The organism is Rhizobium viscosum, assembly GCF_014873945.1.
GTDB classification, from domain to species: domain Bacteria; phylum Pseudomonadota; class Alphaproteobacteria; order Rhizobiales; family Rhizobiaceae; genus Rhizobium; species Rhizobium viscosum.
Genome location: NZ_JADBEC010000002.1, coordinates 1,363,033 through 1,389,476, shown reverse-complemented (window position 1 = coordinate 1,389,476; position 26,444 = coordinate 1,363,033). Strand labels below are relative to the sequence as shown.

Annotated in this window: 31 protein-coding genes; 10 read left to right on the top strand and 21 right to left on the bottom strand. The window is 58.8% G+C overall.

Translation table 11 applies throughout. The features are described 5' to 3' along the window. Positions 1 to 21: 21 nt before the first annotated feature. Genes H4W29_RS27175 through H4W29_RS27150 form a run of 6 tightly spaced genes read right to left on the bottom strand, consistent with a single transcriptional unit; the run spans position 22 to position 6,840 of the window. Positions 22 to 330 carry a hypothetical protein gene (locus H4W29_RS27175; protein WP_192731914.1) on the bottom strand — a complete coding sequence of 103 codons (309 nt, stop codon included), beginning with the start codon at positions 328 to 330 and terminating at the stop codon, positions 22 to 24. Further along, positions 327 to 929, bottom strand: a complete 603-nt coding sequence (locus tag H4W29_RS27170) for a cytochrome c oxidase subunit 3 (RefSeq protein WP_192731913.1) — start codon at positions 927 to 929, stop codon at positions 327 to 329. The genes H4W29_RS27175 and H4W29_RS27170 overlap by 4 nt, the downstream gene beginning before the upstream one ends. Further along, positions 926 to 2,797 (bottom strand): cytochrome c oxidase subunit I, encoded by a 1,872-nt coding sequence (gene ctaD, locus H4W29_RS27165; RefSeq protein WP_192732820.1) that lies wholly within the window; start codon positions 2,795 to 2,797, stop codon positions 926 to 928. Before ctaD ends, H4W29_RS27170 begins: the two co-directional genes overlap by 4 nt. Positions 2,798 to 2,835: 38 nt before the next feature. After that, positions 2,836 to 3,825, bottom strand: a complete 990-nt coding sequence (coxB, locus tag H4W29_RS27160) for a cytochrome c oxidase subunit II (protein WP_192731912.1) — start codon at positions 3,823 to 3,825, stop codon at positions 2,836 to 2,838. Continuing rightward, positions 3,822 to 4,421: a c-type cytochrome gene (locus tag H4W29_RS27155; protein WP_192732819.1), complete on the bottom strand. Its 600-nt coding sequence runs from the start codon at positions 4,419 to 4,421 to the stop codon at positions 3,822 to 3,824. The genes coxB and H4W29_RS27155 overlap by 4 nt, the downstream gene beginning before the upstream one ends. Before the next feature lie 25 nt (positions 4,422 to 4,446). Beyond that, positions 4,447 to 6,840 (bottom strand): FdhF/YdeP family oxidoreductase, encoded by a 2,394-nt coding sequence (locus tag H4W29_RS27150; RefSeq protein ID WP_192731911.1) that lies wholly within the window; start codon positions 6,838 to 6,840, stop codon positions 4,447 to 4,449. Positions 6,841 to 7,136: 296 nt separating this feature from the next. Between H4W29_RS27150 and H4W29_RS27145 the strand changes: the two genes are divergently transcribed. Next, complete coding sequence (locus tag H4W29_RS27145) at positions 7,137 to 7,559, top strand: low affinity iron permease family protein (protein ID WP_192731910.1); 423 nt, start codon at positions 7,137 to 7,139, stop codon at positions 7,557 to 7,559. Here the strand turns inward: H4W29_RS27145 and H4W29_RS27140 are convergent. The 3 genes from H4W29_RS27140 to H4W29_RS27130 all read right to left on the bottom strand — a co-directional run bounded on the left by H4W29_RS27140 (position 7,544) and on the right by H4W29_RS27130 (position 10,056). Next, the gene (locus H4W29_RS27140; protein ID WP_192731909.1) at positions 7,544 to 7,897 is read right to left on the bottom strand and encodes a low affinity iron permease family protein; all 354 of its coding nucleotides are present in this window, start codon (positions 7,895 to 7,897) and stop codon (positions 7,544 to 7,546) included. The two genes, H4W29_RS27145 and H4W29_RS27140, sit on opposite strands and share 16 nt — an antisense overlap. Positions 7,898 to 8,013: 116 nt before the next feature. After that, positions 8,014 to 9,111, bottom strand: a complete 1,098-nt coding sequence (locus H4W29_RS27135; RefSeq protein ID WP_192731908.1) for a flavodoxin family protein — start codon at positions 9,109 to 9,111, stop codon at positions 8,014 to 8,016. A gap of 69 nt (positions 9,112 to 9,180) precedes the next feature. Continuing rightward, positions 9,181 to 10,056, bottom strand: a complete 876-nt coding sequence (locus H4W29_RS27130; RefSeq protein WP_192731907.1) for an alpha/beta fold hydrolase — start codon at positions 10,054 to 10,056, stop codon at positions 9,181 to 9,183. Between the two features lie 211 nt (positions 10,057 to 10,267). Between H4W29_RS27130 and H4W29_RS27125 the strand changes: the two genes are divergently transcribed. Then, the gene (locus H4W29_RS27125) at positions 10,268 to 10,633 is read left to right on the top strand and encodes a DUF982 domain-containing protein (RefSeq protein WP_192731906.1); all 366 of its coding nucleotides are present in this window, start codon (positions 10,268 to 10,270) and stop codon (positions 10,631 to 10,633) included. 192 nt (positions 10,634 to 10,825) lie between these two features. On the opposite strand, the gene H4W29_RS27120 is transcribed toward H4W29_RS27125, so the two are convergent. After that, complete coding sequence (locus H4W29_RS27120; protein WP_312872404.1) at positions 10,826 to 11,182, bottom strand: NUDIX hydrolase; 357 nt, start codon at positions 11,180 to 11,182, stop codon at positions 10,826 to 10,828. 274 nt (positions 11,183 to 11,456) lie between these two features. Between H4W29_RS27120 and H4W29_RS27115 the strand changes: the two genes are divergently transcribed. Next, complete coding sequence (locus H4W29_RS27115; protein WP_192731905.1) at positions 11,457 to 11,657, top strand: hypothetical protein; 201 nt, start codon at positions 11,457 to 11,459, stop codon at positions 11,655 to 11,657. 270 nt (positions 11,658 to 11,927) lie between these two features. Here H4W29_RS27115 and H4W29_RS27110 read toward each other — a convergent pair whose 3' ends face one another. Beyond that, on the bottom strand, positions 11,928 to 12,338 hold the full coding sequence (locus tag H4W29_RS27110) for a GFA family protein (protein ID WP_192731904.1): 411 nt from the start codon (positions 12,336 to 12,338) through the stop codon (positions 11,928 to 11,930). A 241-nt stretch (positions 12,339 to 12,579) separates the two neighbouring features. Further along, complete coding sequence (locus H4W29_RS27105) at positions 12,580 to 13,353, bottom strand: endonuclease/exonuclease/phosphatase family protein (protein WP_192731903.1); 774 nt, start codon at positions 13,351 to 13,353, stop codon at positions 12,580 to 12,582. Between the two features lie 98 nt (positions 13,354 to 13,451). On the opposite strand from H4W29_RS27105, the gene H4W29_RS27100 reads away from it, so the two are divergent. Next, positions 13,452 to 14,414: a lysylphosphatidylglycerol synthase domain-containing protein gene (locus H4W29_RS27100; protein WP_192731902.1), complete on the top strand. Its 963-nt coding sequence runs from the start codon at positions 13,452 to 13,454 to the stop codon at positions 14,412 to 14,414. On the opposite strand, the gene H4W29_RS27095 is transcribed toward H4W29_RS27100, so the two are convergent. The 6 genes from H4W29_RS27095 to H4W29_RS27070 form a co-directional block, all read right to left on the bottom strand. Then, the gene (locus H4W29_RS27095) at positions 14,307 to 15,857 is read right to left on the bottom strand and encodes a phospholipase D-like domain-containing protein (RefSeq protein ID WP_192731901.1); all 1,551 of its coding nucleotides are present in this window, start codon (positions 15,855 to 15,857) and stop codon (positions 14,307 to 14,309) included. The two genes, H4W29_RS27100 and H4W29_RS27095, sit on opposite strands and share 108 nt — an antisense overlap. 337 nt (positions 15,858 to 16,194) lie before the next feature. Continuing rightward, a complete protein-coding gene (locus H4W29_RS27090) occupies positions 16,195 to 16,425 on the bottom strand; it encodes a hypothetical protein (protein WP_192731900.1) in 231 nt (76 codons plus the stop codon). A 458-nt stretch (positions 16,426 to 16,883) separates the two neighbouring features. Beyond that, positions 16,884 to 17,222, bottom strand: a complete 339-nt coding sequence (locus H4W29_RS27085; RefSeq protein WP_192732818.1) for a hypothetical protein — start codon at positions 17,220 to 17,222, stop codon at positions 16,884 to 16,886. Positions 17,223 to 17,875: 653 nt separating this feature from the next. Beyond that, positions 17,876 to 18,298, bottom strand: a complete 423-nt coding sequence (locus tag H4W29_RS27080) for a metal-dependent phosphohydrolase (protein ID WP_192732817.1) — start codon at positions 18,296 to 18,298, stop codon at positions 17,876 to 17,878. 136 nt (positions 18,299 to 18,434) lie between these two features. Continuing rightward, the gene (locus H4W29_RS27075; RefSeq protein ID WP_192731899.1) at positions 18,435 to 18,971 is read right to left on the bottom strand and encodes a response regulator; all 537 of its coding nucleotides are present in this window, start codon (positions 18,969 to 18,971) and stop codon (positions 18,435 to 18,437) included. Between the two features lie 351 nt (positions 18,972 to 19,322). Continuing rightward, positions 19,323 to 19,568, bottom strand: a complete 246-nt coding sequence (locus tag H4W29_RS27070) for a hypothetical protein (protein ID WP_192731898.1) — start codon at positions 19,566 to 19,568, stop codon at positions 19,323 to 19,325. Positions 19,569 to 19,680: 112 nt separating this feature from the next. On the opposite strand from H4W29_RS27070, the gene H4W29_RS27065 reads away from it, so the two are divergent. Both H4W29_RS27065 and H4W29_RS27060 read left to right on the top strand, forming a co-directional pair. Further along, positions 19,681 to 20,211, top strand: coding sequence for a DUF4142 domain-containing protein (locus tag H4W29_RS27065; protein WP_192732816.1), 531 nt, complete (start codon positions 19,681 to 19,683; stop codon positions 20,209 to 20,211). Between the two features lie 198 nt (positions 20,212 to 20,409). Next, a complete protein-coding gene (locus tag H4W29_RS27060) occupies positions 20,410 to 20,850 on the top strand; it encodes a hypothetical protein (protein WP_192731897.1) in 441 nt (146 codons plus the stop codon). A gap of 224 nt (positions 20,851 to 21,074) precedes the next feature. Here the strand turns inward: H4W29_RS27060 and H4W29_RS27055 are convergent, their stop codons facing one another. From H4W29_RS27055 to H4W29_RS27045, 3 genes are all read right to left on the bottom strand, one after another. Continuing rightward, complete coding sequence (locus H4W29_RS27055) at positions 21,075 to 21,311, bottom strand: hypothetical protein (RefSeq protein ID WP_192731896.1); 237 nt, start codon at positions 21,309 to 21,311, stop codon at positions 21,075 to 21,077. A 385-nt stretch (positions 21,312 to 21,696) separates the two neighbouring features. Further along, the gene (locus H4W29_RS27050; protein ID WP_192731895.1) at positions 21,697 to 22,770 is read right to left on the bottom strand and encodes a YihY/virulence factor BrkB family protein; all 1,074 of its coding nucleotides are present in this window, start codon (positions 22,768 to 22,770) and stop codon (positions 21,697 to 21,699) included. Between the two features lie 362 nt (positions 22,771 to 23,132). Then, entirely contained in the window at positions 23,133 to 23,873 is a 741-nt protein-coding gene (locus H4W29_RS27045) for a Crp/Fnr family transcriptional regulator (RefSeq protein WP_192731894.1), read from the bottom strand. Between the two features lie 441 nt (positions 23,874 to 24,314). Here H4W29_RS27045 and H4W29_RS27040 point away from each other — a divergent pair, with 441 nt between their 5' ends. The 4 genes from H4W29_RS27040 (at position 24,315) to H4W29_RS27025 (ending at position 26,402) form a co-directional block, all read left to right on the top strand. Beyond that, complete coding sequence (locus H4W29_RS27040) at positions 24,315 to 24,740, top strand: hypothetical protein (RefSeq protein ID WP_192731893.1); 426 nt, start codon at positions 24,315 to 24,317, stop codon at positions 24,738 to 24,740. A gap of 34 nt (positions 24,741 to 24,774) precedes the next feature. Further along, positions 24,775 to 25,086, top strand: coding sequence for a Pepco domain-containing protein (locus H4W29_RS27035; RefSeq protein ID WP_192731892.1), 312 nt, complete (start codon positions 24,775 to 24,777; stop codon positions 25,084 to 25,086). A 510-nt stretch (positions 25,087 to 25,596) separates the two neighbouring features. Then, positions 25,597 to 25,875 (top strand): hypothetical protein, encoded by a 279-nt coding sequence (locus tag H4W29_RS27030; RefSeq protein ID WP_192731891.1) that lies wholly within the window; start codon positions 25,597 to 25,599, stop codon positions 25,873 to 25,875. Between the two features lie 56 nt (positions 25,876 to 25,931). After that, positions 25,932 to 26,402: a hypothetical protein gene (locus tag H4W29_RS27025; RefSeq protein ID WP_192731890.1), complete on the top strand. Its 471-nt coding sequence runs from the start codon at positions 25,932 to 25,934 to the stop codon at positions 26,400 to 26,402. Positions 26,403 to 26,444 lie beyond the last annotated feature (42 nt).

Genomic DNA, 26,444 nt, shown 5'->3' with positions numbered 1-26,444 from the left:
GAACCGAGATCAAGAGAAAGATCAGCGCTGGCATGGATCCAGCAGCATCGACGCTGCTCCCTGCAAAAGCAGTGCAAAGACGAATGCCGATGACAGCAGAAAGCCTCCATCGACGATGAATCGCTCGGTCCTGGCAGTGCCCGTTGAAGCCATGCGTGATGCGACAATACCCCCGACCGAGATCAGCAACAGAATCCCGCAGGACACGGCCGTCCAGGAGACGTTCTGACGACAATCGATATACGGGGTGACTTGCCCGAGCTGGGTCGCGAGCGCCCATGCGATGGGCGAATGAACAAGTCCGAAATGGCGCAACCCGCTTTTGCTCATAACCGTGGCGCCCAATAGAGGCAGACATACATCGGCAACCAGGTTGCCACCACGAAGTTCCAGTACATCGCATTGTCGCTGACGTCCCCGAAGCGGCGCGGATTGTCGCCATGGCGCGAAAACATGAGACAGGTCAAAACCAGTGTCTCGATCAAGTCGGTCAAGATGTGGGTCGTGTGCAGTCCGAGCATCACCCAAACGATCGAGCCATAAGCATTCTGGTCCCATTTGATATGCATCGCCGAAAACTCGAAGAACCGGGGGGTCAGCGGCGCTGCGCCAAACAGGGACATCACGATGAGGCCTATCCGAACCTTGGGCAAATCCTGCTCGCGCGCCCAGCGGGCAATCAGGATGTTTGGCAGCAGGCTTGCAACCAGCAACACGGTCAGCACGGTTCCGGCAAGCAGGTCAGGTGGCGGCGCATTCAATGGCCACTGTGGCGTTAAGCTCATGAGGTAGAGGTAGACGACGATCGAGAGAGCAAAGCCCGTTCCCTCGATCAGCATGAAGGCAAGCGTTCCCCACCAGGTCAGACTGGCGGTCCCCAGACCGTGCGGAGGAAGGTTCGTCAGATCGTACACGACGGATTCTCTCACGAGTCGTCCTCCGGCACACCCTTTGGCCAGAACCAGCCTACAAGAGTGATTGCGACCGGTATCGATCCCCAGACGACGGCCCAAGGCGTGAATATCGACCAGATGAGCATTGCCGTGGTGGCGAGCGCCGACCAAAGCGGCCAGATCGAATTTCCCGGCGAAGACTCACGCGCTTGCGGGAGCGCTTCGACGAGGCTGGTGACGACGAGCTCGCGGCGATTGACGCTGAGACCGGTAGCGACCGGAAGCGTCTCCGGGTTATCGGACAAGGGTTCGAGGCTCCCGACGACCGGCAGCCGTCCGAAATTGTAGGACGGCGGCGGCGACGCGGTCGCCCATTCCAGCGTCGAAGCTCCCCAAGGATTGGCGGGTGCGGCCGACCCTGATTTTGCACTGCGGATAACGTCGATGAAAAACAATAGGAAGCCGGCAGCCAGGATGACGGCGCTCAAGCTGATGAACATGTTCACGCCTGACCATGGCATTTCGGGCTGATAGGTGTAGATGCGGCGCGGCATGCCCTGCAGGCCGAGAATGTGCATTGGAAAGAAGGTGAGGTTGAAGCCCGTAAAAATCAGGCTGAATATCCAGCGGCCGAGCGTCTCGCTCATCATCCGGCCAGTCATTTTCGGGAACCAGTAATAGATTGCGCCGAGCAACGGAAAGACTGCGCCGCCGACCAGGACATAATGGAAGTGAGCGACGACGAAATAGGTGTCGTGAACTTGAGTGTCGAAGGGCACGGACGCCACCATCACGCCGGTCAGACCACCGATCACGAATATGACGACAAAGCCGATGACGAACAGAAACGGCGTCTTGAACACTGGTCTGCCTGCCCACATCGTCGCCAGCCAGCAGAATATCTGCAGGCCTGCAGGGATGGCGATCACCATGCTCGAGGCCGTAAAAAAGCTTTCTCCCAAGCGAGGCAGGCCGGCGACGAACATATGATGGACCCAAAGACCGAAGGCCAAAACACCGGTCGCGATCAGGGCCATCACCATGGCGAGATAACCGAACACGGGGCGTCGTGTGAAGGTCGCGACGATCGTCGAGACCATGCCGACGGCCGGCAGGAAGATGATGTAGACCTCCGGATGGCCGAAGAACCAGAACAGATGCTGCCACAGCAACACGTCGCCGCCTTCCGCCGGATTGAAGAAATGCGTGCCGACAAGGCGATCGAGAATGAGCGCGGTGCTGGCGATCATGATTGCGGGCATCGCCAGAATGACGAGAAAGGATGTCACAAGCATCGACCAGACGAACAACGGGATCCGGTCGAGCGACATGCCGGGGGCGCGCTGTTTGAACACGGTGACCACGATCTCGACGGCGACGGCCAGCGCCGAGACTTCGGTAAAGGTAATCATCTGCGCCCAGATGTCGGCGCGCTTGCCGGCGGCGTATTCGGGGCCGGATAACGGCACATAGGCAAACCATCCCGCGTCAGGGCCGGCATCGACCGCAAATGCGATCCACAAGAGCATTCCGCCGGCAAGATATATCCAGTAGGAAAAAGCATTAAGGCGCGGGAACGCGATGTTGCGGGTGCCCACCATCAACGGCACGAGATAGACGGCCACAGCCTCCATCACGGGGACCGCGAACAGAAACATCATGTTCGTGCCATGCATCGTGAAGATCTGATTGTAACGATCCGGGCCGATGAAACGGGCTTCCGGTTGCGATAACTGCAGGCGCATCGCGAGCGCCAGCATTCCGCCGAGCGCCAGGAATATGAAAGCTGTCACGATATAGCGACGGCCGATAGTCTTGTGATCGACGGTCGAAAGGGTCCCCCAAACCCCTGCCGGCGTCGACCAGATCGCTGTGAGGCGGCGGTCGAGTTCCGGCTCGTCCATCGCGGTATCGCGCAGATCCTCGTCACCGCGCCTGCCCATCATTTGAGGCTCTCCATATAGGCGGAGATATCCCGCAGCTCAGCGCTGGTAAGGGGAACCATCGGCATATTGTTTCCAGGCTTGAGCGTCTGCGGATCGGCAATCCAGGCCGCCAACGAACCGCGGCTCGTCTCGAAAAGGCCGGCTGCGATCGTCTGGCGGCTGCCGACATGGGTCAGATCCGGGCCTGTAGTGCCGGACGCAGGCGTTCCGCGAACCGTATGGCAGGCTGCGCATGGTTTTGACAGAAAGGCGGCCATTCCGGCTGATGCCTCCGGGTTGGTTGCCTTCACGCCATCGCTGCGCTGGGCCGCGAGCCAGCGCTGATAGAGCGCGGGTTCCTCGGCGATGATCATCATCGCCATATGGCTATGCTGCATGCCGCAAAATTCGGCGCACTGACCGCGATAGACGCCGGGCCGCTCGGCACGCAGGACAATACTGTTGCTTCGCCCAGGCACGAGATCCTGTTTTCCGGCAAGATTTGGCACCCAGAACGAGTGAACGACATCGGCGCTTTCGAGCTGGATCCGCACATCCTGGCCGACGGGGATATGGATTTCGTTGGCGGTCTGGAAACTGAACGCCGGATCGGGGTCGGCATAGATGACCTGCCACCACCATTGCTGTCCTTTCACCACAATCGTCAGCGAGGCGTTTTCGGGCAGACCGATGCTCCGGGTCGTATAGAAGCTGGCGATCGTCAGACCTGTGATGATGAGGACGGTAGCTCCCAAACCAGCCGTGACCGTCAGCGTCAATTGCCGTTCCCCGGACCGGCCGCTCTCCTGGCTGTGATCGCGCAACAGTGCCCAGCCGAGCACGATCATCACCAGGATCCAGATCGCTGTGCAGACCGCGACGACGCCGATGATCAGATGCTCGATGTGGATGGCGGCAGCGCCCCCGGGATCCAGCGCCGACTGGTTGCCGCTGCAGGCCGAGACGAGAGCAAGGATCGACAGCAGAAGGATGCGCCAGGTTTTCAAGGGGAAGGTCCCTGGTCTGGATGAAAACCGGCCGGCCCCGCGTTGAAGAGGATCTTGGCGGGCGTCCTGTTTTCGGCTGGCCTTGTGTGACTGCCGTCGTTTCTTCCCGTCGCCGCGGCCTTGCCCGTATAGGCACCGATGGTCTGTACATAGCCAGCAAGTTGCCAGATTTGCTCGATTGTCATCCGGTTCCCAAATGCAGGCATGCCGTGCGGCCGGCCGTCGCGGATCGATGCGACTATGGAGACGATCTCGGGGCCATAGAGCCACCAGCCATCGAGGAAGGATGGTCCGATGCCGCCACGGCCGTCGCCATGACACGTTTGACAGTCAAACCAGCTATAGAGGCGTTTGCCTTGGCTGAGATTATATGCATCCGTTTCATACGGCTTGCCGAGCGCGAAATAGACTTCCGGAGGCGTACCGCTGATGCCGTTGGGCATAAGCCGATACCGGTCGAGATCGGCGGCAATCGGCGGGTCCTGACGAAGCTCTCGCACCTGGCGCGCCCGACCGAGAAGAGCGCTTCCGCCGACGAGCAGAAGAAACGCCAACGCCAAAGACGGCCACCTTAAATCATTGAACGCCCTGACCATCATCGTCATCCGACGGGGGTATCATTCATGGGGAAACCTCGCTCGATCGGCTGAGGCGCACCGGAAGAAGTTTGTAAGACGGTGTCTTAGACTTCGGGTCGTGATGAGCCAGGGGAAAGAGCGGATTTGTCTCCGGATAATACGCTCCGCAGCAGCCCTTGGGAATGTCGTATGGGACAATCCTCATCGCCGTCACCCTGCGCACGTTGGTCGCGTCGATCGCTGTCGTAAGATCGACATTCTCTCCTTCGGTGAATCCCAGCCGGACGATATCGTCCGGATTCATGAAGACGATCTTGCGGGTGCCTTCGACGCCGCGATAACGATCGCTATAGCCATAGATCGTCGTATTGAACTGATCATTGGACCGAAGCGTCGCGAGATGAAGAACGTCGGCGTCCCCTGAGGTCGGGAATTCGGGGAAGAGCTTTTCCGGGCTGATGAAATTTGCCTTTCCGCTCTTCGTCACCCATTTGCGCTCCCGCGCCGGAAGCGGCCTTGAAAAGCCACCCGGCTTGAAGAGCCGCTTGTTGAAGTCCTTGAAGGTCTCGGGGTAGGTTCGCTCGATCGCGTCGCGAATCTCGCCATAATTTCCAACCCAGGCGTCCCATAGGACCCTCGATTGGCCGAGCGTGGCCTTCGCCATGCCGGCGACGATCGCGGGTTCGGAGAGGAGTTCGGTACTGGCGGGTTTCGTCTTGCCTCGCGACGCGTGGAAATGGGCAATGGAACTCTCGATCGAGACTGCCTGCGGACCGGTTGCCTGCTCGTCAACCTCGATGCGGCCAAGACAGGGCAGGAGATAGGCAATCTCGCCGTGCAGAACGTGGCTGCGATTGAGCTTGGTGGCGATTTGCACCGTCAATCGCAATTTGCCCCATCCTTCCTCCATGGCAGCCGTGTCGGGCACCGCTCGCAAGAAATTTCCGCCGAGGCTGATGAAAGCGCGTGATTGGCCGCTGACGACAGCCTCACAGGTTTCAACCGTCGAGCGGCCTGTCCAGCGGGGCGGTTCGAAACCGTAGAGTTCCGAAAGCTTGTCCAGCGGTGCGAGGCCCGGCTTTTCCGTGATGCCGACGGTTCGCTGTCCTTGCACGTTCGAGTGACCGCGGACCGCACAGATATTGGCGCCGGGCTTACCGATATTGCCGCGCAGGAGGGCGAGATTGCAGACCATATGGACATTCTCCACACCCTTGAGCTGCTGCGTCAGTCCCATGCCATAGACCATCATCACCGCATCCGATCTGGCGTAGGTGGCTGCTGCCTGTGTCATCTGCTCGCGGCTGAGACCGGAAAGCCGCTCCAGCTCTTCCCATCGGTGCTTGCGCGCCGCCTGCGCGAACTCTTCGAAGCCTGCCGTATGTTCCTTGATGAAGTCGTGGTCGAGGACGTGCTTTTTGTCGGCTGCTGCAATCGACGCGGCAAAGGCGATCATGGCCGCATTTTCAGGATCTCTTGGTTCGCCGTCTTTGCCTGCGACGCGGCTCTGGCCGGACGCTTTCAAGGTATCGTCGGCTTCGATGAGGGCCTTGCAGACGCCAAACAGGGCGGCGATATCGCCGCCATTTTTCACCTGATAATATTCGCGGGAAATCCTTGTCTCCTTACTCGTCAGCATCTGCGCCGGTCTTTGCGGATTGACGAAGCGCTCGAGCCCACGTTCTCGCAACAGGTTGAAGGTGACGATTTTCACCCCGCGATCGACGGCATCCTGGAGGTCGTGAAGCAGACGGGGCGACGATGTGCCGACGTTCTGTGCGATGTAGAAGATGCAATCCGTATTCTGGAAGTCTGACAGAACAGCCGTGCCGACGGAGGCTCCGATACTCTCGGGAAGTGCCACCGAGGAACTTTCGTGACACATGTTCGAGCTGTCGGGCATGTTGTTGCTGCCGTACATGCGTGCAAACAGCTGATACATGTAGCTTGCTTCGAGCGAAGCCCGCCCAGAGGTGTAGAAATCGACCTGGCGAGGATCGAGGGCGCGCAATTCTCGCCCGATTTCCGCGAAGGCTTTCGTCCAGGAGACGGGAACATATTTGTCTGTCGCCGCATCCCAGCGCATGGGCTGGGTCAGCCGCCCTCGTTCCTCGAGATCGTGGTCGGGCCAGGCCTCCAATTCACCAAGCGTGTGGCCGTCGAAGAAAGCCCGGTCGGCGCGTCGGGATGTGATCTCCCAGGCCGTGGCTTTTGCACCGTTCTCGCAGAACTCAAGCGGATGCGTCTTCGCAGGTTTTGCCCAGGCGCAGCTCACGCACATGTAGCCTTCCGGCCTGTTCTGGGCCGACAGGATGGCCGGCGCTTTCAAGGCGACACGTTCCTGCAGGATAATCTCGGCCACCGATTTCGCCGAGCCCCATCCGCCGGAGGGTCCGGAGTAAGGTTTGGTTTTGGGCAGGCGTGTTTTCGGTGCCATAGCGGCCTCAGGGTAGGGATGGGGATGTCGTATCCTCATTGCAACTGTGAGCGCCCTCGCGGTCGCCTTGAAACACTAACTCGCAGTGTGGCGCCATGTTCCGTCCCGCGCGGCGATGTCGCGGGCAGGCTGTCGACACCCTTTCAACGACGGTTTCTGATGATGTCCGGGGAATCTGACCGCGTGAGAGCCAGCGCATTGTCTTCCGTCCCCGTCCAACAGCGTACAGACGATCTCGGGCAGGAACTGCAGCGGTTACGATCGCGTTATCACGGGTCGGGCAATGTGAGGTCATAATGAGCGAGAACACCGCATCCAGACTCTTTTCCAAATTCGCAACCACCATCGCAGATCTCTCGGGCAAGCCGGCCACCTTCGTCCTGGCGCTCGCCCTCGTGGCGGTCTGGGCGGTTTCCGGTCCCTTTTTCGGCTATTCCGAAACTTGGCAGCTCATCATCAACACGTCGACGACCATCATCACCTTCCTCATGGTCTTCGTCCTGCAGAACTCGCAGAACCGCGACGGCAAAGCGCTGCAGGCCAAGCTTGACGAGCTCATCCTGACATCGCAGGCGCAGAACAAGTTTGTCGGCATCGAGAAGCTCGACGAGCAGCAGCTTCGTGACATGAGCGAGAAACTCGCCGAGAAAGCCGAGCGGGTAGGGGAAGCGGCCGACGACAAGGCCGACGACCGGGAGACGGTTCAGACGTCCTCCTGACGATCGCGCACCATCTCCTCGATCTCATGGGATTCGCGCTTCTCGGCGCCGATCAGGCGGTTGGCCGCACTCTCGTTCGAACGAATGAGTTCGTCTGCCTTGACCTGCAGGGCGTGCATGTCGCGGTTCTGCGAGTGTTGCATCAGAAGCAGGATGAGCAGGATGCAGGTCGTTAACAGCGTACTGGACAGCAGCAGCCATTTCGTGGGGAAGCTCAGCCATGCGCCGGTCGCGCACCAGACGATTGCAGCGCAGAAGACAGACGCAAGCACAAGGCGATGGCTGCAGACTGCGACAGCGCTTTCGGAAAGGCGAAGGAATCCTGCTCGGGCGTTCATTCGGAAGTAATGCGACGAAGCCCCGCCTGTTCCGGCAGGGCTGCTGGAAAGTTCCTTCAAGCAGAGGGCGCCGACGGTCGTGGCGGTCGCTAATCCGCGGCAAACGGCACCGACGGCTATTTCTTTCTGGCGGGCGTCAGGCGTGATCCGGCTGCCACCTGCCGGCCGTCGCGTTTGGCGGCGACGGCCTCCAGCAATGTCCGGGCCGCGTTTCGGACTTCCTCCTGGATTGCCTCGTCCCTTTCGAAGGCGGCATGACTGGTCGCGTAGGGTTCGAAGTATCCGATATAGCCATCGACTTCCGCCAACGCGCCAGCCGGGACGAGATCCATCGACTTCAGCCAGTCGGAGACGCTGCGACGGACGTTTTCGGCACCCTCGGTATCGCCGTGCACGATCACCGAGAAGAGGCGACCCGCCAGATGCTTGGGATAGTCCCATCCTCTCATTTCGAGCTCTTTGGCTTCTCTCGCATGTTTGCCATGTGTGCTGGTCGGGTCGGGATTGCCGCCATCGGCGCAGACCAGTCGGTCGATCATGAGCTTGAGCGGCGACGACGTCTGGTACCAGTTGACGGGCGTAACGATCATGATGCCGTGGGCTTCCACCCACATCGCATAGATATCGTTCATCCAGTCGTGGATCTGCCCGAGCGAATAGTTCGGGTAACACGAGCACGGCCAATGACAGAGTGCCGCCGAGGTGGAGAAGCACGCCTTACACGGATGGATCTGCCGGCCGTATTCGGCGGCAATGCGGCTGAGGTCGAGCACCTCGACATTGACGTGCGGCGCCTGCACCAGGATCGCCCTGGCGATCTCGACCATGCGGTAGGTCTTGGAAATTTCGCCAGGACAGGTGTGCTCGCTGCGCGATGATCCGCTGATGAGCAGGAACCGCATCGGGCCAGCCTGATCCTGGTGTCGCGCCTGCGCCTTCAGGATGGCGCCGCGCGCATTAAGCCAATCCGTCGCCAAGTCATAGTCCGGGTCGGCGAAGGCGGCTCCCGCCTTGCGCGTATGCGGACTCTTGCGCGAATGCCGGTAAGCGTCCCAGGCCGCCGCCGTGATCTTTGCCAGTTCGGCCTTGAGCGGAATGTAGGCGTCATCCTTGAACTGATCGAGAAAGCGCTTCTTGAATTCATGCTCTTCAAGCCGCGCGCCGGGGCTGCCTTTGCGGGGCTCGAGATCGTCGGACGTATTTCCGTCTGGCATGTTGAACTCCTATGAAGCAGGCGGACTGACCGGTTCGTGGTCCTGCGACCCGTGTGAGGGGCAGGCCCATCAATCGCCGAAGAACACCGAAAGCTCCCTGGCGACGGTTTCAGGGTCTTCGCGCTGCGGGAAGTGACCGACATTCTGCAGCAGGATGCGTTCGAACGGTCCGGTGAATTTCTCGTGGACGTTTTCGGAGACTTGCGGTGGATTAACGCCATCTTCCTGCCCCTGAACGTAGACGGCAGGCAGTTCGAGCGTCGTCGTCGTCTTGATCTTCTGTTCGAGCCACAGACTGCGCGGATCCGGCTCGGCCTCCTGCCAGCGGGTGCGGTAGCTGTGCAGCGTCACTGCGACCCAGTCGGGGTTTTCGAAGGCGGCGGCAACGCGCTCGAAGGTCTTGTCGTCGAACCACCCGTCGGGCGACCAGTTCTCCCAATGGATGCGCGCAAAGCCCTTGGGATCGTCTGCCACGGCCTTTGCGCCGCGTTCGGTAGCGAGGAACCAGTGATACCAGTAGAGCTGTGCGTGCCAGAATGGCGGCGCCCCGACACCGCCCATACGTGGCAGGCTCGACAGCAGCGCCATCTTCAGGACCCGATCCGGCCAGCCGATCGCGAGGGCTTCCGCAACGTTCGAACCCCAGTCGTGGCCGACGGCTGAAAAGCGTTCGATCCCGAGTCCGTCCATCAGGGCGATGGCGTCCATCGCAAGGATGCCGGCATTGGCGGTCCGTGGGGCCTCGTTGCGTTTAAAGGCGCTCTCGCCGAATCCGCGGATGGTCGGCACGATCAGCTTGAAGCGGTGCCGAGGAAGCCGCGCGATGACGGCATCCCAGGTCGAGGCGTCGTCCGGCCATCCGTGCAACAGGAGAACCGGCTCGCCGTGGGCGCTGCCGTGCTCGGTGAAATGAATGCGCACGTCGCCAGTCTCAAACTTTGCCATGACCGCTCCTTCGCATCGCTTCCAACACCGGAAGGGTGACTTGGTTCCCCTTGGTACCTGGCGGGGAAAAATTTGAACCGCCAAGGCTGGACAAGGAAGACGGCTGCGTGAACGCGGTCATTCGACCGAATGGCCGACCAGCGGATGCTCGCCCGGGCGGCCCTACGGCATCGTAGTGTATGAATCCATTCTCAATGGAATGGGTGAAGGTATGACGACGAATAGATATTCGGCCTTTGCGCCGATCGGCCTCAATTTCCATAACACCCAGCCGTCAACGGTTATCCGCAATCTCACCAGTGCGGCGCGCGTACTCATCCAGGATTGTCCGCTCGACGATGGCGAGGACTACGTCATTGCCGTCAACGCCTGCGCTGATGCGCTCGTTGGCGAGAGGAGCCCAGAAGAGCTTCGGCAAGCGCTTCTGAAGGTCGCCAACGAGGCCGGCATCTCCGCCCTCTCACTTGTCCAGGATGAGGGTTGCGAGGTGAGCGGGTTGAGCCATTTCGGTCGTTGCACGGGCAGTGAGGTGTCATCGCTCCTTGTTGCCCACCCGTCGGGAGGTGAGATCCTATGAGCGCCTTGAAGCGCAGACGCCGTCGATGACGTGGGCGCGGCCAACGGGCAGAGCCCGCCGCGCGTCCGGCAGCGAAAAGAGATAATCGATTGCCTGAGAACTGTCTTGTCGTGCCGGCTTGAACGCTGATGACGCCGGCCTTCGCAGTCGGTGGCAGCCATTGGTTCGGAGATCATGCCATTGCGGCAATTGCTAGCCCGGCCGCAACGTTTGCCCGCCGCGATCGGCCGAACGTGCGAATTTCAGAAGCAATTGCTCGAGATCGGGCTCGTCGACGCGCCGCGCCGCCTCAAGCGGGGAGAGCCAGACCAATTCTCTTTGATTCCTCTCCGGAAACCGCCTGCGGCACCGGCACCGGCGAACCTCGAGCAGAAATACGTCGACGACGGGTCGTATGCTATGCCCATCCTGGATTAGCTTGTCGTAGAAGAATGCCCCGAACGGCTTTTTCTTCGCCCTGCCGATGACGCCCGCCTCTTCCAGGCTTCGCGCTCGGCAACCTTGCGCGGCTTCAGGCCGCAAATCGGCCAGCCCTTCGGGATTATCCACCGTTTCGTTTCTCTGGTCGTGATCAGGAGGACTTGACGGCCGCCAGGACGATTTCGGAAACAGAGCGCACCATATTGCTGGATCGATTGCTCTAGGAAGACGTCCCTCTCATCCATGACGTTGCTTGTGGTTGATCATCGCCACCCGACAATCTTGCCACGGCAAGGTTCCTGACCGCTATTGCGGGCGAAATTGGGCGGGTGGCGCCAGACCCAGCCGATGTCAATGGAACCTTCGCGAAGAATCCAGGTTATCTGCTGGAAGGAGGACTGCCATGGGAACGACATCGCCGAAGAATGGTGCCCCCGGCACCACTGATCAATCTCCGCGTTGGGAAGGTCCGCAGGAAAACACACCCCGCGGCTATATGAACGCCAAGGACGATCCCGACAAAGCCAGAGATGCCAACGGAGAGAGCAATAGCGACCCAGTGGTCAAGAAGGTGTCCGATGGCTTGAAGCAGAAAGGCGATTGATGTCGCCCTGCTGACTGCGGTATTGTGCGATGGCACCGCGTTTGCCCCATCAAATGATGCGCGTGGGAGCAGTTCGATGCGTCCCAAGCGTCGATATCAAATTGCGACAGAAGCGAAAGCATTCTCATGCACCCACCAGGTGGGCCGCAGCTGTTACGTCCGGGACCATGGCTTCATTGCTCGCCCGAGCGGACGGGAGCAAAGGTCGGGCATAATCGCCACACGGCCCGAAGCTGTCACATGACATGGACAGATCCACGCTGCATCGAGCTAAGGAGCTGTTCGGTCCCTCTCCGCGCAAGGCGTGTCTTCCACATGCTGGGTCGCCCACTCTAGCGCAGGCAGCCACGGTTCGCGCCTCTTCGTCCAGACCTCGAACTCGGGGAGTAGCCGGGCGGGTGTATCGTCAAGCGATCCCAGGCGAATCTCGACATCTTTGTCATTCAGACAGAACAGCGTGGATCCGCATCTGGGGCAGAAACTGCGGCCCCTATAGATTTTGGTAACGCCAGAAAATGAGAACGAGTCACGCGGCCAGTGGGCGAAGGATGTGAAGGAGGATCCGCTTTCCTTTCGACAATCAGCGCAGTGGCAAAGCCCTATACGGTATGGCTCTCCCTCTACCTGATATCGGACCGTGCCGCACAGGCAGCCGCCGTGACGAGCCATGTTTTCCTCCATCGCCGTTTTCAGTCTACCTCCAGAGAACTGATTTCATCGAAGAAAAGTTCAATTGGCAAGGATGCGAGGACGTTTAGACGCCTTCAAAATACCCGCCAGTACGCAGGTCCGTTCCAGAGCAGTTTGCCGGCACCCGCGACAACACCTTTTGGCGCCGCGCGTTTGTTTCACGTCGTGGCAGAAAAAGAGGAGGGCTTTTTAAGCGTCGGTGCCCAACGCCGCCTGGCAGGATAGCGAGCGATTATTTGTGCGGCGGTCTCTCAAACCACGGTGGCAAGGTGACAGATCGACGGAAACCGATTTCCGCAAGAAGGGGGAGGTGATCCGAGGCGACTCTGGCCAGTCGGGTCTGGAGGACTGCGGCTTTTCCTACGACCAGATCGTCGGTCACGAAAATGTGGTCGAGACGCATCAGCGGATAGCGGGAAGGGAAGGTCGGTTTTGGCGATGCCGCTCCCGCAAGCTGGACATCCCTCAACGACCGAGTAGCAAGACGATAGGTCGCAGATGCCGGAATGGCGTTGAAATCGCCGCAAAGAATGCTTGGAACGGGCTCATCTGCCGTACCGCGCAGCCAACCTGAATTCAGCAGCGTGGTAATCTGGCGAATGCGATCGCGTCCGCGAAGGCCAAGATGCGTGTTGACGACGAGCAGCTTTCTTTCACCAACCACTATCTCGACGGATAGGGCGCCGCGCGTTTCGCCGATGGATGGCAGCGGCCCGGCCTTGATCGCACCGGTCGGCAATGCGGTGATGATCGCATCTCCGTATTGCTCCTCGGCGACTGACAACGCTGGATGGAAATGCGCCTGCATCTTCAGCAATGATGCGATCATGTGCGCCTGGTCGATCCCGCCTGTCCTGCGCCGTCCGACATCGACTTCCTGGAGAGCGACGATGTCGGCTTCGGCCTCCGCGATGACATTGGCGATGCGGCCGGGGTCAAGCTTGCGGTCGGTGCCGATGCAGCTGTGCACGTTATAGGTGAGCAGTGTGATCGATTTATCCGGCATGGCCCTGCTGAAACGTTGCTCCTGGTAGGAACACAAAACCCATCCGTTCGTTCCCGCAGATCAGGCGGCGATGGTCGCAGCTCGCATATGGATGATCGATGACGTTGAAAAGCATGATCTGGAATGGACTGTTCGTTGCCGCCCTTTGCCTGGCATTCTTTCTCCTCTACCGGATTTTCGAGCAGTACAGTTTCGAACAGATCGTTCAGTCAGTGCGCAGCATACCGTTTTGGCGGTTTTGCCTGGCGCTTCTTTGTGCGGCCGCGTCCTATCTGTGCCTCAGTTGCTTCGATTTGCTGGCGATCCGCTCCCTCGGCAAGTCCTTGCCTTATCCAAAGGTCGCCCTGGCTTCCTTCGTCAGTCTTTCGATCGGCCATAATATCGGCTTTGCGGGGCTGAGCAGCGGGGCCGTTCGCTACCGGTACTACTCGCGTTGGGGACTGACGGCTGAGGATGTAGCAAAGATCATTCTCTTTTGCGGCGTCACGGTGGGACTCGGACTGATAACGCTCGGCGGCCTTGCAATGATCATCAATCCCGTAGATGCCGGACACCTTCTGCAAATCGAGACGGCAACAACCCGACTTTTCGGCTCGCTCGCTCTCACTCTGCCGATCGGCTATTCTATGCTGGCATTTTTCGTCCGCGGCAGACTGCAGCTCTGGCGCTGGTCGTTTCAGCTCCCGCGCTTTTCCATCGCGCTCGCACAGATCGCGATCGGGACGATCAACTTCATCTTCGTCTCCGCCTGCCTGCATCAGATGCTATCGGCCTTTGGCTCCGTGGCCTTCTTCCGCTCGGTGACGGCTTTCGTGCTCGCCAATTCGGCAATCCTTGCTACGCATGTACCAGGCGGTCTTGGCGTCCTCGAGGCGACCGTCGCCTATGTCGTGCCGAGCCAGGCCTCGATCGGCGCACTGATCGCATTTCGCTGCGTCTATTTCTTCATTCCGCTAGCGCTCGGCGCCGCCTTGCTGTTCATCAGCGAGGTTGTCTCGCAGCGGTGCTCGCGCAAAACGCGTGAGGGGGCGGATGAGCGAGCGGAATCCCAAAGCGCGTAGAGGCGCGAGGGGCCGAGCGGGATCGAAGATCGCTGTACCGGCAATGGGAACGGTGCTGCCGGACGGTGGGACGGCGAATTCTCGCAGGCCGCGCGGCCCGGTGTTGAACGCTGCGACCGCGGCGGTCATCGAGCCGGTGTGGTTGATGGCAGCGGTAAAGTTCTCTGCGGCTGTGCCGAGGAATTCGGCCAGCAGCCTATTGCGCAGTTCCGCAATCGCGTGGCGGTGGTCTGGATTTTGGGCTGCGAGAAGCATGTCGCACTCTGAATCCAGCCCTTCCGAGCGATTGTTGAGATTGGAAGAGCCTATGCGAACGAGATGGTCATCGGCGATAATCAGTTTGGAATGGACAAGTACCTCCATCTCACCGTTTTTCGCCGGCACGACCGGATAAAAAAAGCACAGACGGTTCCTAGTGTCGGCCCGTCTCAGGCGCCGGATAATACGGTCGCGATTGTTGCCCATGACAATCTTTTCGATCAGCCCGTGGGAGCTGCGTGTGCAGACCACGACTACTTCCGGGCCGTGCTCTTCCTGGAGGCGTGCGGCGATGGCGTCGGCGATGCGGAAGGAAGAGAGATATTGCGTCTCGATGTACAGGTGTCGCCTGGCCCTGGCGATAATCTCAAGCGTCATCGTGACGCCGTCGCCAATGCCGCGCCGAAAAGCCGTCGAAGGTTCGGTCACAGCGAAGCTGACCGGGCAGTTGACCAGCGAAACGGACCGATCGTCCGGCCAGGCGAATTCGACCGCCTCGGCAAGCGACGCATGGGTTTCACCGGTGGCCTCTTTCCATCGCCGTCTTGCGATTTCACCGATGAGACGCGCGGCATCACCGGTCACCATCGCCTGAACGTCATGCACCGGATCATAGGAGATACCTTCGGGCGCGCGCCGCAGTTTGTTCTGCGCGCGATGGCGGCGCGTGTCCCACCGCCGAGAGGTTAAGTCCATTCCGCCGATGAAGGAGACCGCATCATCGACGCAGACGAGTTTCTGATGGTGGCTGCCGCGTATCGCATGCTGGATATCGAAGCGCAGATCGATCCCCGGGCTCTTCGGGAAGCTCTTCTTTCTCAACAGTTTCATCGATTTTTCCGAATAGAGCGGGCCGAGCACCCAGATCAGGATGCGTATTTCGAGCTTTGGATTTGCCGCGCATAAGGCATGCAGTATGTCGCCCAATGTCTCGTCAGATTTTTCCGGCTCCATGACGATATCGGGATTGAAGTCCCAGCCGATGATCCAGATCGTGCGCCGGGCCGTTCGCAGTGTGCGTGCCAGTTCTGCAAAATAACTGTTGCCGTTGATAAGGAAAGCTGTCTTTGTAGCGGTTTCTTCCCGGCGCAAAGTTTCCGCCCCCCGGCTTTCGTGGCTGCTCGACCCCTGTTCCTTTGCCTGGGATAACTTCGGATGATTGAAGATATTTTCAGAAATCGTCATGATCGCCTCGGGCTTTGAACTGATCACAAACGCTCAGGATTTTTCGAGGTTCCCTGGTGGGCTTGCACCGGCGATGCGGGCAGAGCCGTTGAGCGGAACCGACGTCACTGTGCGGCCGCGTCGCTCCGTCCTGTTCGACACCAGCAATCGACCGCGAGTGATCTGGACAGGACCACCCGGCCTGTCCTGTCTGGAAAACCATGTGCTAGCCTTGGCCTGGTCGGCGCGGGAACCAATTCTCCGTCCAATCATTCCCATGAAATGACGAAGGTGCTCGCTGTGGAACAATCGCGAGAAATACCCTTGCTGGCGATGATTATGACCGAACTGATCACCGTCAGATCGCAGGCACCCATTTCCAGAAGACGCCCTCGTTGCGGTCGGGATAGTACTTGAACTCGCATTCGAATGCTCTGCCGTAGGCAGCCGCGGAATCGCGTGCCTTTACACTTACGGGGTTCATTCCGGCGCCGGGCGCAAACCAATCCTCCAACAGGTCGTCGGGAATATAGACGCCGATACGTAGAGGCAGCTTCGTCAGGACCTCATCCAGTTCGCTTGCCGGCATGTGACCTCCCTATTGCTTGTTCGGCACCCAATCATGTCTTCGAACCTGCGGCGTGAAGATTGGTTCCAGGTCCTTGTCATGCCTTTGCAGTGCCGGCTGCCACCCGCTGCGTTCCAGATCGCTTCCGAGAACCAAGCGAAGCGTACCCGGCGGCGAGTATTTAGGAACCAGCACCCGTTGGCAGCAAAGCGGGTCTCGACGTCAGGCTTCCAAAGCGGCGACGCTTGGCATTTCCTGCAATGGGCAGTTTTCATCGGCGGCACGATTGCAACAGTCATCAACCGCTCTGTGGCTCCAACCGGCGACACCGGCTACGTTCGTTCAGACCATGCTGCCATGCAGCATCGTCGCCGAGATCGAAGCAGATTCGGGATTCACTAGCGGCTCATCTGCTTCGGAAGAAAGCGAGCCGCCATGCCGTGATAATCCGCCGAGGCTTTGAAAGATGCGCGTCCATGCTAAAATGTCTTCGCGACCTGATAGTCATTCTCTTCCCAAGAGCGAAGTTCGCCGGCTTCGCAAGTGTAAATCTCATCCGTCTCGTCCAGTCCGATGCCAATGCCGTCGATGTTCGGATCGTCGAACGTGACGAGGATCCTCGATTTGGGGATTTTTCGATCCTGAAAGTCTTTCAGTATGAAAGCGAGACATTGAACGTTTTTCTTCGTGTTGCCGGTCTGAATGCGGCTCTCAATTTTGCGATTGATCTTCGAAAGCGGAAGCGTGTCGGCTCGAGTTCCTTCCGATACGAGCAGGGCCAGCAAAGCAAAAGGAAAGATCTTTATCGATTTTATCATCTCAGTCACCAATCATCGCCTGCCTAAGGAGTCCACTGCACCTGCAACAATTACAATCACAAGGATATTGAGAAAAGCGTAACAACATAAAATCTCTTGGTGGTTTGAAGATTATATCTTGCAACGTTCGATTTGCTACTGTCAATGTGGCCAGTTTGATCCCCGTTAATTCCTGATCTTGTTATTACGGAAGCCAAGCTTTGCTTGGCTATTCTCAATTGGCCACGCGCATTGCGCCTCTCCTCGAATGTTCAGGTGCGATTGAAAGAAGCAACGCTCAGCGATCAGCGGCCGCAGGAGGGAAAAACAACCTGACGGAGCGCTGTTCTATAATAAAACTATACGATGTACAACTGTAAATTGTTTTCTAGATATTTAGGTTGTTGTGCTACTGCCTGGCAACAGCGACTTTCCCGGCCTTCTGAGATCACAAAAGCGCTGGCGCGGTTCGCGAAGAGCATAATTGGTCGCGACGACGCTCGAGAGGCCATTTGGCCGCGGATTGCAAGGCAATCTCAAGGTCACGGATCCCCGATCGGTCGATACCTCGGCGTTCGCCAGAGGGTGACGACATGTCCGCGTACCGACAACAGGTGTTTCAGGAAGCCAGCTCACGGGACCGTTTCGATGGCGCTACGGGCACGAATCTCGCGTCAGCGCTCTCTTCCCATCAGAATTGCAAGGCCGCGCTCGAATTTGCCCGGATCGAGGCCCGCTTGCTCCGACTGAATGCGATTGTCTTCGAGGTCCGCCTGCTTAACGGGCCTGGCAAGCGGGTTCGCGCAAGCTCTACGAACCAAGCTGTCGTCGTCCTCATCCGGCCTGCGGGTCAACGCGTCAACCGCTGCAATAACCCTGGAGGAAAAACCCTCCTGACTCAGCCGATCGATCGTCCAGCCGGGCGCCTTCTCCGGAATATCGTGAAGATAGGCGACGATTTTCTCCTCTTCGCCCACCACAAGGTCGGCGACGCGCTGACAGTGCTCGAAGTAGGGATTTCCGACTTTATCGCACTGTCCGTCATGGGCATCCATGGCGACCTGCCTTGCGTGTTCGAGATGTTGAGCGGTCTGCATCACATTTCCCCTTTGGTTATCGATCCTCACCTCGGCGATGGTCTTGCTCCCACGCCCGGCCGGTTCGACACCGCCATCGCCTCCGCTTCTATATCGGCTGGCACTCTCGCTGCCAGGGGCGCGCTGCTGCCGGCGACTAGGCCATGAGCTTCAAGAGGTCCGGGCCGGCAGTCGGTTTGGAGACGAATGTTACGCCGGCTTCAACATCCTTGTGCGACAGCCTGACCAGCCCCGAGGTCACAATCACCCGTGTCGAGGGCCACTGCGACCGCACCTTCGCGACCAGACCCAGGCCATCCATGCTGCCGGGCATATCGATGTCCGTGTAAAGCGTATCAACTGAGTTGGTCTTCAATAATACGAGCGCCTCGTCGGCATTGGCCGCCTCGAGTGTCCTGTATCCCGCCTGATCGAGAAAATCGACGATGTTATAGCGCAGCAGGGCTACGTCCTCGACAACCAGGACGCTACGGGGTTCAGCGCCAGTCGCCTGTGCAGCCCTCGGTCGCTCAAGAATCTCCCGGCCATCGGCGGATGCATGCGTCCGTTCGAGCAGGTTGCGTTCGAGCACGGCCTGTTGCCAGTGAATTTCGTCTTGGCCGAAGGGTTTTCCCGCCTGTTCCCAAAGAGAATAGGCTCGAGCTGCGATCCATTCGTTGCGATTGCTGAGCATAGGTCCTGTCCCCGTTCTAGTCGGTTGTGCAACGTTCTGGCCCACCGAGTGTTCCGTGGCGCAGGTGCGAATTGAGAGCGCGAACGGCTGTCCGTACGCTAGCGGACGCGGCCACGTTCGGCCGCGCTTCTCCGGTCCGCAGCGATTGGTCGAAAGGGGCCGCCAACTCTGCTGCCCGGTCTCTCGATATCCATGCCTCTTAGCGTTTGGACCTGAGGGCTGCGTGGGGTGTTGTAGACGAAAATCAGCCTGGATTGGCGATCATGAAAGCGCCACTCGTTATTGACTAATATATCGTGCTGGCCTCTGATTAAGAGCGATCAAAGCTGGTGCCTTGCGGGTAGGATATTCTCACAGGAGCGGATGGTTTTTCATCCAGTCACGATAGGGTGCGAGAACCTGTCCGGGAAACCGGCGTTCGATCTCTTCTTCGATCAGGACAATGCGTGCGAGAACTTCCTGGCGGTCGGAACCCGCAGCGCTTTCACTGTTCGTCTCCAGCCAACGCATCGCGCCAAAGATCTCTTCATCGGTCATGGCCGGGAGTTGTGCGCCAATTTCGTCAACCGGTTTTGTTGAAAGATCGTTGTCCGGCATCAGCCTCTCCTTCATCGCTGACAAAGGAACTTCGTTTTCCGAACATTGTTCCGGGGACAAGGGAACAAGAAGCTGCGCTGCAGGTTTGCATCTCGATCCAAAGGAGGTCCTCATGAAAACGGTTATCTACGCTTCAATCATCCTCGTGGCTGCCGTCTCATCCGTCTTTGCTCAATCGGCGGCGGAAAAAACCGGTGTCAACTCGGTCATGGGCGTCGCACCGAAGACAGCGGATTTTGTGCTGGAGGCCGCCAGCAGCGACATGTTCGAGATTGAATCCAGCAGACTTGCGCTCGAGCGCGCCGATGATCACACGAAGGCATTCGCACAGCAGATGGTGACGGACCACCAGAAGACGTCAGAGGAACTGAAGGGTTTGATCTCCAGCGGCAAGATCCAGGCAACCGTGCCGACCGCCATGTCCTCATCGCATCAGAGCATGCTCGATGATTTGAAAAAGCTTCAGGGCGACGACTTCGTCAAGAAGTACCATGCCGATCAGCAGGACGTCCATGAAGACGCCGTCGACCTCTTCAAACGCTACGGCGAGGAAGGCGAGAATGCTGATCTCAAGGCCTGGGCGGCAAAAACACGCCCGGCACTGGAGCACCATTTGCAAATGGCCAAGGATCTAAACAAGTAGCCTTGGGCATGACGATATGCCGAAAGACCTCGCAACGCTGATTGCACGCTTGGCATGATCCTCCGGCCGGCGTCTCAGGCAGCAACAGGGCTGTTGCATAGACGGGTTGTTTCCGAGCCATGAAGCGCGACTACTGAGATTTGGGCCGGCGGTGAACTATTAGTTTTCAGCGGCGTTTTCTGTGCGAAGGAGATCACAATGCGCCTGATCATCAGCCGCGACAGTCATCTTATATCGCAAAGCCATGAAGATCTCGACGAACTTGAAAGAGCGCAGGATCTTATCGACGATTTCCTCCGTTTCGCGCGGGAAGACGATGTTGGCAACGACCTGATCGATGAGATCGAGCTGCCCGTTGCCAAATCGAGGCTGATAAGAGCATTCTGTATCGCGATCGTCGCCGAGAGGCGCCCAGATATCCGAACGTTTTTGATGAAGGCCGGCCTGACACTGGCGCAGTACCAATCGAGGATTGGGGCGCGCATGCGCGTCAGGTGCAGTTTGCCGGACGGACGCCCGACTGCTGCGCGATCACGGCAGTTTGAGCGCCGCGTCGAGCGGGCATATGCTGCTGCCGCCGAGGATCGTATCCGGTTGGCTGGGATTTATGCCGCCGCTATCACCCGCTCGTTCAACTAGCGCTCAGGTTGCTTTTTTTGCAACAACGGAGGATGCATCATGGTATTTACACCGAACGACCCCGTCGGCGACCCCGGCCGGGATCCGCGAACGCCACCGGTCGGCCGCCCCCGCCGTCCGCCGTGGGGTGTGATCATTGTGATCGTACTCATCGCCGTCGCCGGTTTTGCATACTACAACTATGCGACCCCGCGGGCCGACCCGCAAACGACCGCGACCACCAATCAGGCGGAGCCGAAGTCCGCTCCTGCCCCGGCAGCACCGGTTGCGCCGACGGGCAGCAGTGGGGCGGCAGCACCGGCTGCCCCCTCTGGAGGCGGCAGCCAACAATAGTCGATCGCGGCAAAACCAGGATAGAGACTGTCACGCAACCGCTCGAGGAATTTGATGCGCTGCCGTTCGCGTAGCATGGTTTCGGCTGTCGTCTCGCACCAGCCATCCTGTGGGTTATCAGTGGTCATTACCCGGCCACCGGAGGCAATGAACTCGCAAAGACGCCGTCTGGCGTGAATCTCGCCGTTCAGTTCAAAACAGTGCCGCTGGCGTGACATCTGTCTCCCAACCTCGACCATACGGACCAAGGTCCGACGTGCACATCATCGCAGCTATCGCGACGACCGGAACGATATGCATCTCGATTTTTCGCGGCAGCGAGATCGAACTGGGATGGCGAACCGGCGGGTGGCGAGGTCCTTTGAAGAGCCTGTAGGTTTTGTACTCGGAACGATATGGTTGATAGCAAACCATGCACAAGTGGCATGGATCGTGGTCGCCGCACCGGATGCGCATCATCGATCCTCGATCACGTCGTTCCCCTGTCCAAGATGAGGTGTGGGGATGTCTTGCCTACTCGATCGGGCGGCCGAGCGTATCGGCAACATAGGCGCCCCGCGCACCCATTGGGCGCGGCGACCCGGTCGTTGTATCCCTCGCCGTCTGATGCTCGAGCTCGCTATTGAGTTCGGCGCCGACGATCAGGATGGTGACGGAGAGCCAAATCCAGACGAGGAAACCGATCAGTGCGCCGAGCGCACCATAGGTCGCGTTATAATTGGCGAAATGATCCAGATAGAAGGCAAATCCCAACGACATCGCGCACCAGGCGAGCGTCGTCAGAGCCGTACCCCAGGTCAGCCAGCGTAATTTGGCGGGTTCGCGGCTCGGTGCGAACCGATAGATCGTCGTCACAGCGCATGTGACGACGATGAGAAGTACCGGCCAGCGGCCGACAAGGGCAAGCCTCTCCTGCAACCCGTCGAGCCAGATGTAGGACAGAAGAAGCGGTATTGCAGCAACCAGCGCAACGATTGCGATCGCAGCCATGATAGCGCAAACCGTAAAGGCAAGAGCTATGAGATTGAGGCGGACAATTCCGCGTTTCTCGCTTTCTTCGTAGGCGACGTTCATTGCATCGAAAAGGGCGAGCGTGCCGCTATGGGTGCTCCAGAGTGCCACGGCGAGGCCGACGAAGAACGTGATCCCCAGGCTTTCGTCCCGGCGGCTGGCAAGCGCCCGGATTTGGTCGGCGACGATGTCGAAGGCACCTGGCGGCAGCATGATTGCGAGCTTGCGCAGATGATCGGCAATCGTCGACGGATCGGCAACAAGCCCGTAGAGGGAGACCAAGGCGGCAAGCGCCGGAAACATCGCAAGAAGCAGGTAGAAAGTGACGCCCGCCGCAACCAGCATCACCCGGTCGTCGCTGACCTCTTCGACGAGGCGCCAGAAGACATCGCGCAGCCCGCGGACCGGGATTGCCTCTGGTACCTGTGCCTGGCGGCCACGTTCATCACCGTCGGCCAGTGCTGCACCCGTTTGCCCCCGTTGCCATGGATCAGCGCCTCGCCGTCCATACGCGAGCGCGACGACGGCAACCGCCGCGAGCGTCAGCGCCGTCGTTGGCAAACTTCGCCTTGGCATACTTGTGACCTCTCGAAACCTCGCTTCATTTTCGTCGACGTGTCCCCATCAGCTCGAGGTGCAATCGTGGCGATGCCGATTTGTTCCCCGGCAGGTGCGTGATTTCTGCTGGAGACCATTTTTTCAACCGACCAAAGGCGATTGCTTCATCGCGATATTGCCGGTGGCGGGTTTGAACAGCAGGACAAGCAGCGTCAGCCACACAGGAGCGTGTCCTTGAGGGTAACCGCAAGTGTGCCGGCCGCATCAACGATCTCGAGATCTGACAGTCCAGCTCCCTTCTCAGAGGCTCCTTCTATGAGCTCACATATGGGCGTTTTCGCCCTCGTTGGCAATTGCGAGCGTTGCGCAGTCGGATTCGATTACCCAAACGCGCTCGCTGACGATTGCCTCTGCCGGTCTCCGATCAGCCGTTCATATTCCTGCTCTGGAACCCCATAAGAGCCAGCAGCAAATGCCTCCAGGCCCGCTCTGTCGACAATGACGATAGAGCCTCTCAGAGAGCGGATCAGATGGTGGCCTTCAAGGACGTGAAGCGAGGTCGTGACACCCGGTCGCCGCGCGCCAAGCATCAAGGCGATGTAGTCATGGGTTATGGCCATCTCATCGGTACGAAGGCGGTCGTGGCACATCAAGATCCAGCGCGCCAGTCGCTGTTCCAGCAGGTAGCGCACATTGGCAAGTGCCGTATAGGCGAGCTGGGTAGCGAAGACATGCATATATTTGATGAGAGGCACCTGAAAACTTGAGCTTCGCGTGGTCGCCTCGCCCATCGCCTCAATGGGAACGCGGTAACCGGTCCCGCCGATATTGATGTCGATTAGGTACGGAACAAAATCATCGCCGATGATGGTGGCCGTAGGCACAAATCCCTCCCAACCGAACATGCCTGCCTGTGCGGTCTGACCTGTGGGAGAAACTGTCATGACCGCGCCGATGCCGCTTTCGGGGAAATAGACGTATTCCAGCTTTTTCTGCGGCTCGGCGATCCTGAATCGCGCGGGAAGATCGACGAGCTCCAGATGGGGGGCGATCAGCTCGAAGTCGCGCCGATCGAGCGCCGTGAGCATACGATTCGAAATCTCTTCTTGGCTCGGGGCCATTTGTTTCCTCCCCGGATCGACGGTCCCAGGCCGCACTCAAGCAGTGACGCTGGGCGATGACCACAATCTTCTGAACTTCGCTCAGCATTCCTTGTTCCAAAGATGCGGCCGGAAGGTCGACCGGCCAGCAGTCGCTGCGTATCTGGAGGGTCGTGGTCATCGTGACTTGCAGTTGCAGCAAGTGGGTATGACAAGGCTCCTCGACGTAGACTGAGCTTATCGCGGCCTATGGAGCAACGCTGTCGATGATGTCGGGGAGAATAGGCCGGATCGAGGCATTCTTCGGCTGTCGCTTTTGTTCAGTCGCGATTTGAAGATTTGCAGTATTCACGATGTCCTCCGGTGGATGGTGAGCCCGCGTGTGCTGCGGCGAGAAGAGGCAATCGACGTGCGGTCCCGGATTGCCGCAGGGGCTTATGGGCATTTGTACGTGGAGAGATCGTGATCATGATTGTCGTGGACATGATCACTCTCGAGGAAATTGTCGCAGAACTTGGCTTCGAAGGTCGTTTCGATCCTGAAGAGGCGAGCCACCCGCTGAGCATCAAGTTCGGCAGGGACGGTGGCGGCATGTGGATCTCCGAAGATATGCTGGGGCGCATCGGTATGGAGTGTGCATCACCACGGTGGATCACCAAAAATGGTATCGAGACCTTTCTGCGAGCGACGTCGGAAACTTCCAAGGTCCTGGATGGAGACCTTGCCTCTAATGGCCTCCGGATGATGGATGAGAAGTCCAGGCTGGAGCTGGTTCGCATGGGCGTGCCGGAAGACATACAGGTTGTTATCAAAAGGATGCGATCCTCGATGAGACCAAAGGGCACCCAGGAAAATATCAATGACAGCGGATTGCTGATGGCGATGTAGGGGACCAGCGACCAAACTACTCAAGGAAATGGAAATGTCTGGCAATATCGACGTCATCGCCGAGGAGAGAGTGCGCCGTGCTCTACCAGGCAGCAGCGCAGTAGCGCAAACCGCCCATGTCTCACTCGACAGTGCTCAGGTCGAAGAGAATATGATCGAGCTGATCGACAAGTTCGGGAACCGATTGCTGGCCCCGCCGCCGGAAACGCAACCGTTTCAGGTGGATGAAATCGAGCTAAGCCTTTCGATCGATGCGAAAGGCAAAGTCTCATTGATTGGAAGTTTTGAAGTAGGTGGCCATGCCGGGATCAAGGTCAAACTGAAGCGTAAGGCGATCGACAAGTGACCCGAGCTTCAGCAGGGCGAATTAAGAGACGACAGGAAACGGACTCACTCTCGTGGGTTGCAACAAGGATTGAGCGTGCGCGCAATAGCAAACGAAAGCTCCCCCCGGACAAGCTCGCCCGTGGCATGGTCACGGGGGCGTGGAAGGAGGCCCTTCGGCGAACCCATCAATGCTTCGGGAGGTCGATCGACAGGTTTTTCCGCCTTGAAGTATCGCCGGAAGGTTCTGACCTCGCATCAATTAACCTGTCGAGCGTCCCCTATCAGGTCAATGTCAGCATTGGCATGCCCACCTTTCTAGACAAGATCACAAGGCTTCTTGCGGCGCGGTCAGCACCATTCTCAGATGGGCAAGTGCCAGGTCAACACGGGCCCGACGTTACTGTCCCGTACGACGAGTCGGTTCTGCGGATGAACCGAGCGTTCTTTGGTACTCGGCGACACGGAGCTCCACCGTGTTTCAAGATTTTGAGATTGATGAGCATCAGGCAGTCGTGCCGGAATGCTGGCCATGGAAGCCGAGATCTTTTTGATCTGCCACGAGTTCTCACACGGGCTTCTGGCTGATGTGCCGCCAGGTTCTGACGCTTTTCTCAACGAGCTACAAGTCGGCTTGGAGGGACTTTCCGCGGACTGGCGAGAGGAATTGTCGGCTGATCGACTTGCGCTGTTCCTCGCAATTGGAAAACGGCCGGGCCCTCGAGATGGTCATCAGTTCTCGATCAATATGCAGGCTGGGAATTTGCCCTTCTTTCGCACCGTGAATGGGAGCGTTACGAAGAAACGGTGACGTCCGCGAGCGTGAGCTTTACGACGCATCCGCCTGCACGAGACCGTGTGCAAGACTTGCGCGACACGCTTCGCCCGTACACGGGTTTCCCTGAAGCATCCAATGCATTTTCCGCCGCTGAAGCCTTTGCGGCGGTATTCAGTGGAATTGTAAACTCGATGTTCTCCGAAGAGTTTCGACAAAGCGCGGCTCGGCGTGATGAATTGAGGGCCGATAAACTTGTCGCCCTGGCGCAGATGTGTTCCGCTGGCGCGGTCCCTGACTATTCGCGCTTTGTGCCTGAAGCGATGGACCTGTTGCAGCAGGCAGAAGGCTGGACGCTTCTCCAGCACGTTTGCGACGCAACTGCCCCTTTGCGCGATGACGTCGCGATGGATTTTAAGAATTTGCAGGTTGCAAAGCTGATCTGGCGCGCCTGCGAAGGCTTGGAAGAGGCTTTGTATTCGGTATTCAAGGGTGACAGCACTTCCAGACCTGTTGAGCCACCGACTTCTCACTGTCGATTGATCAAGGACTTTATCTCGTAATTTCAGCACCGTAGATTTAGCTGGCTAACGGGCGGCAGGTTC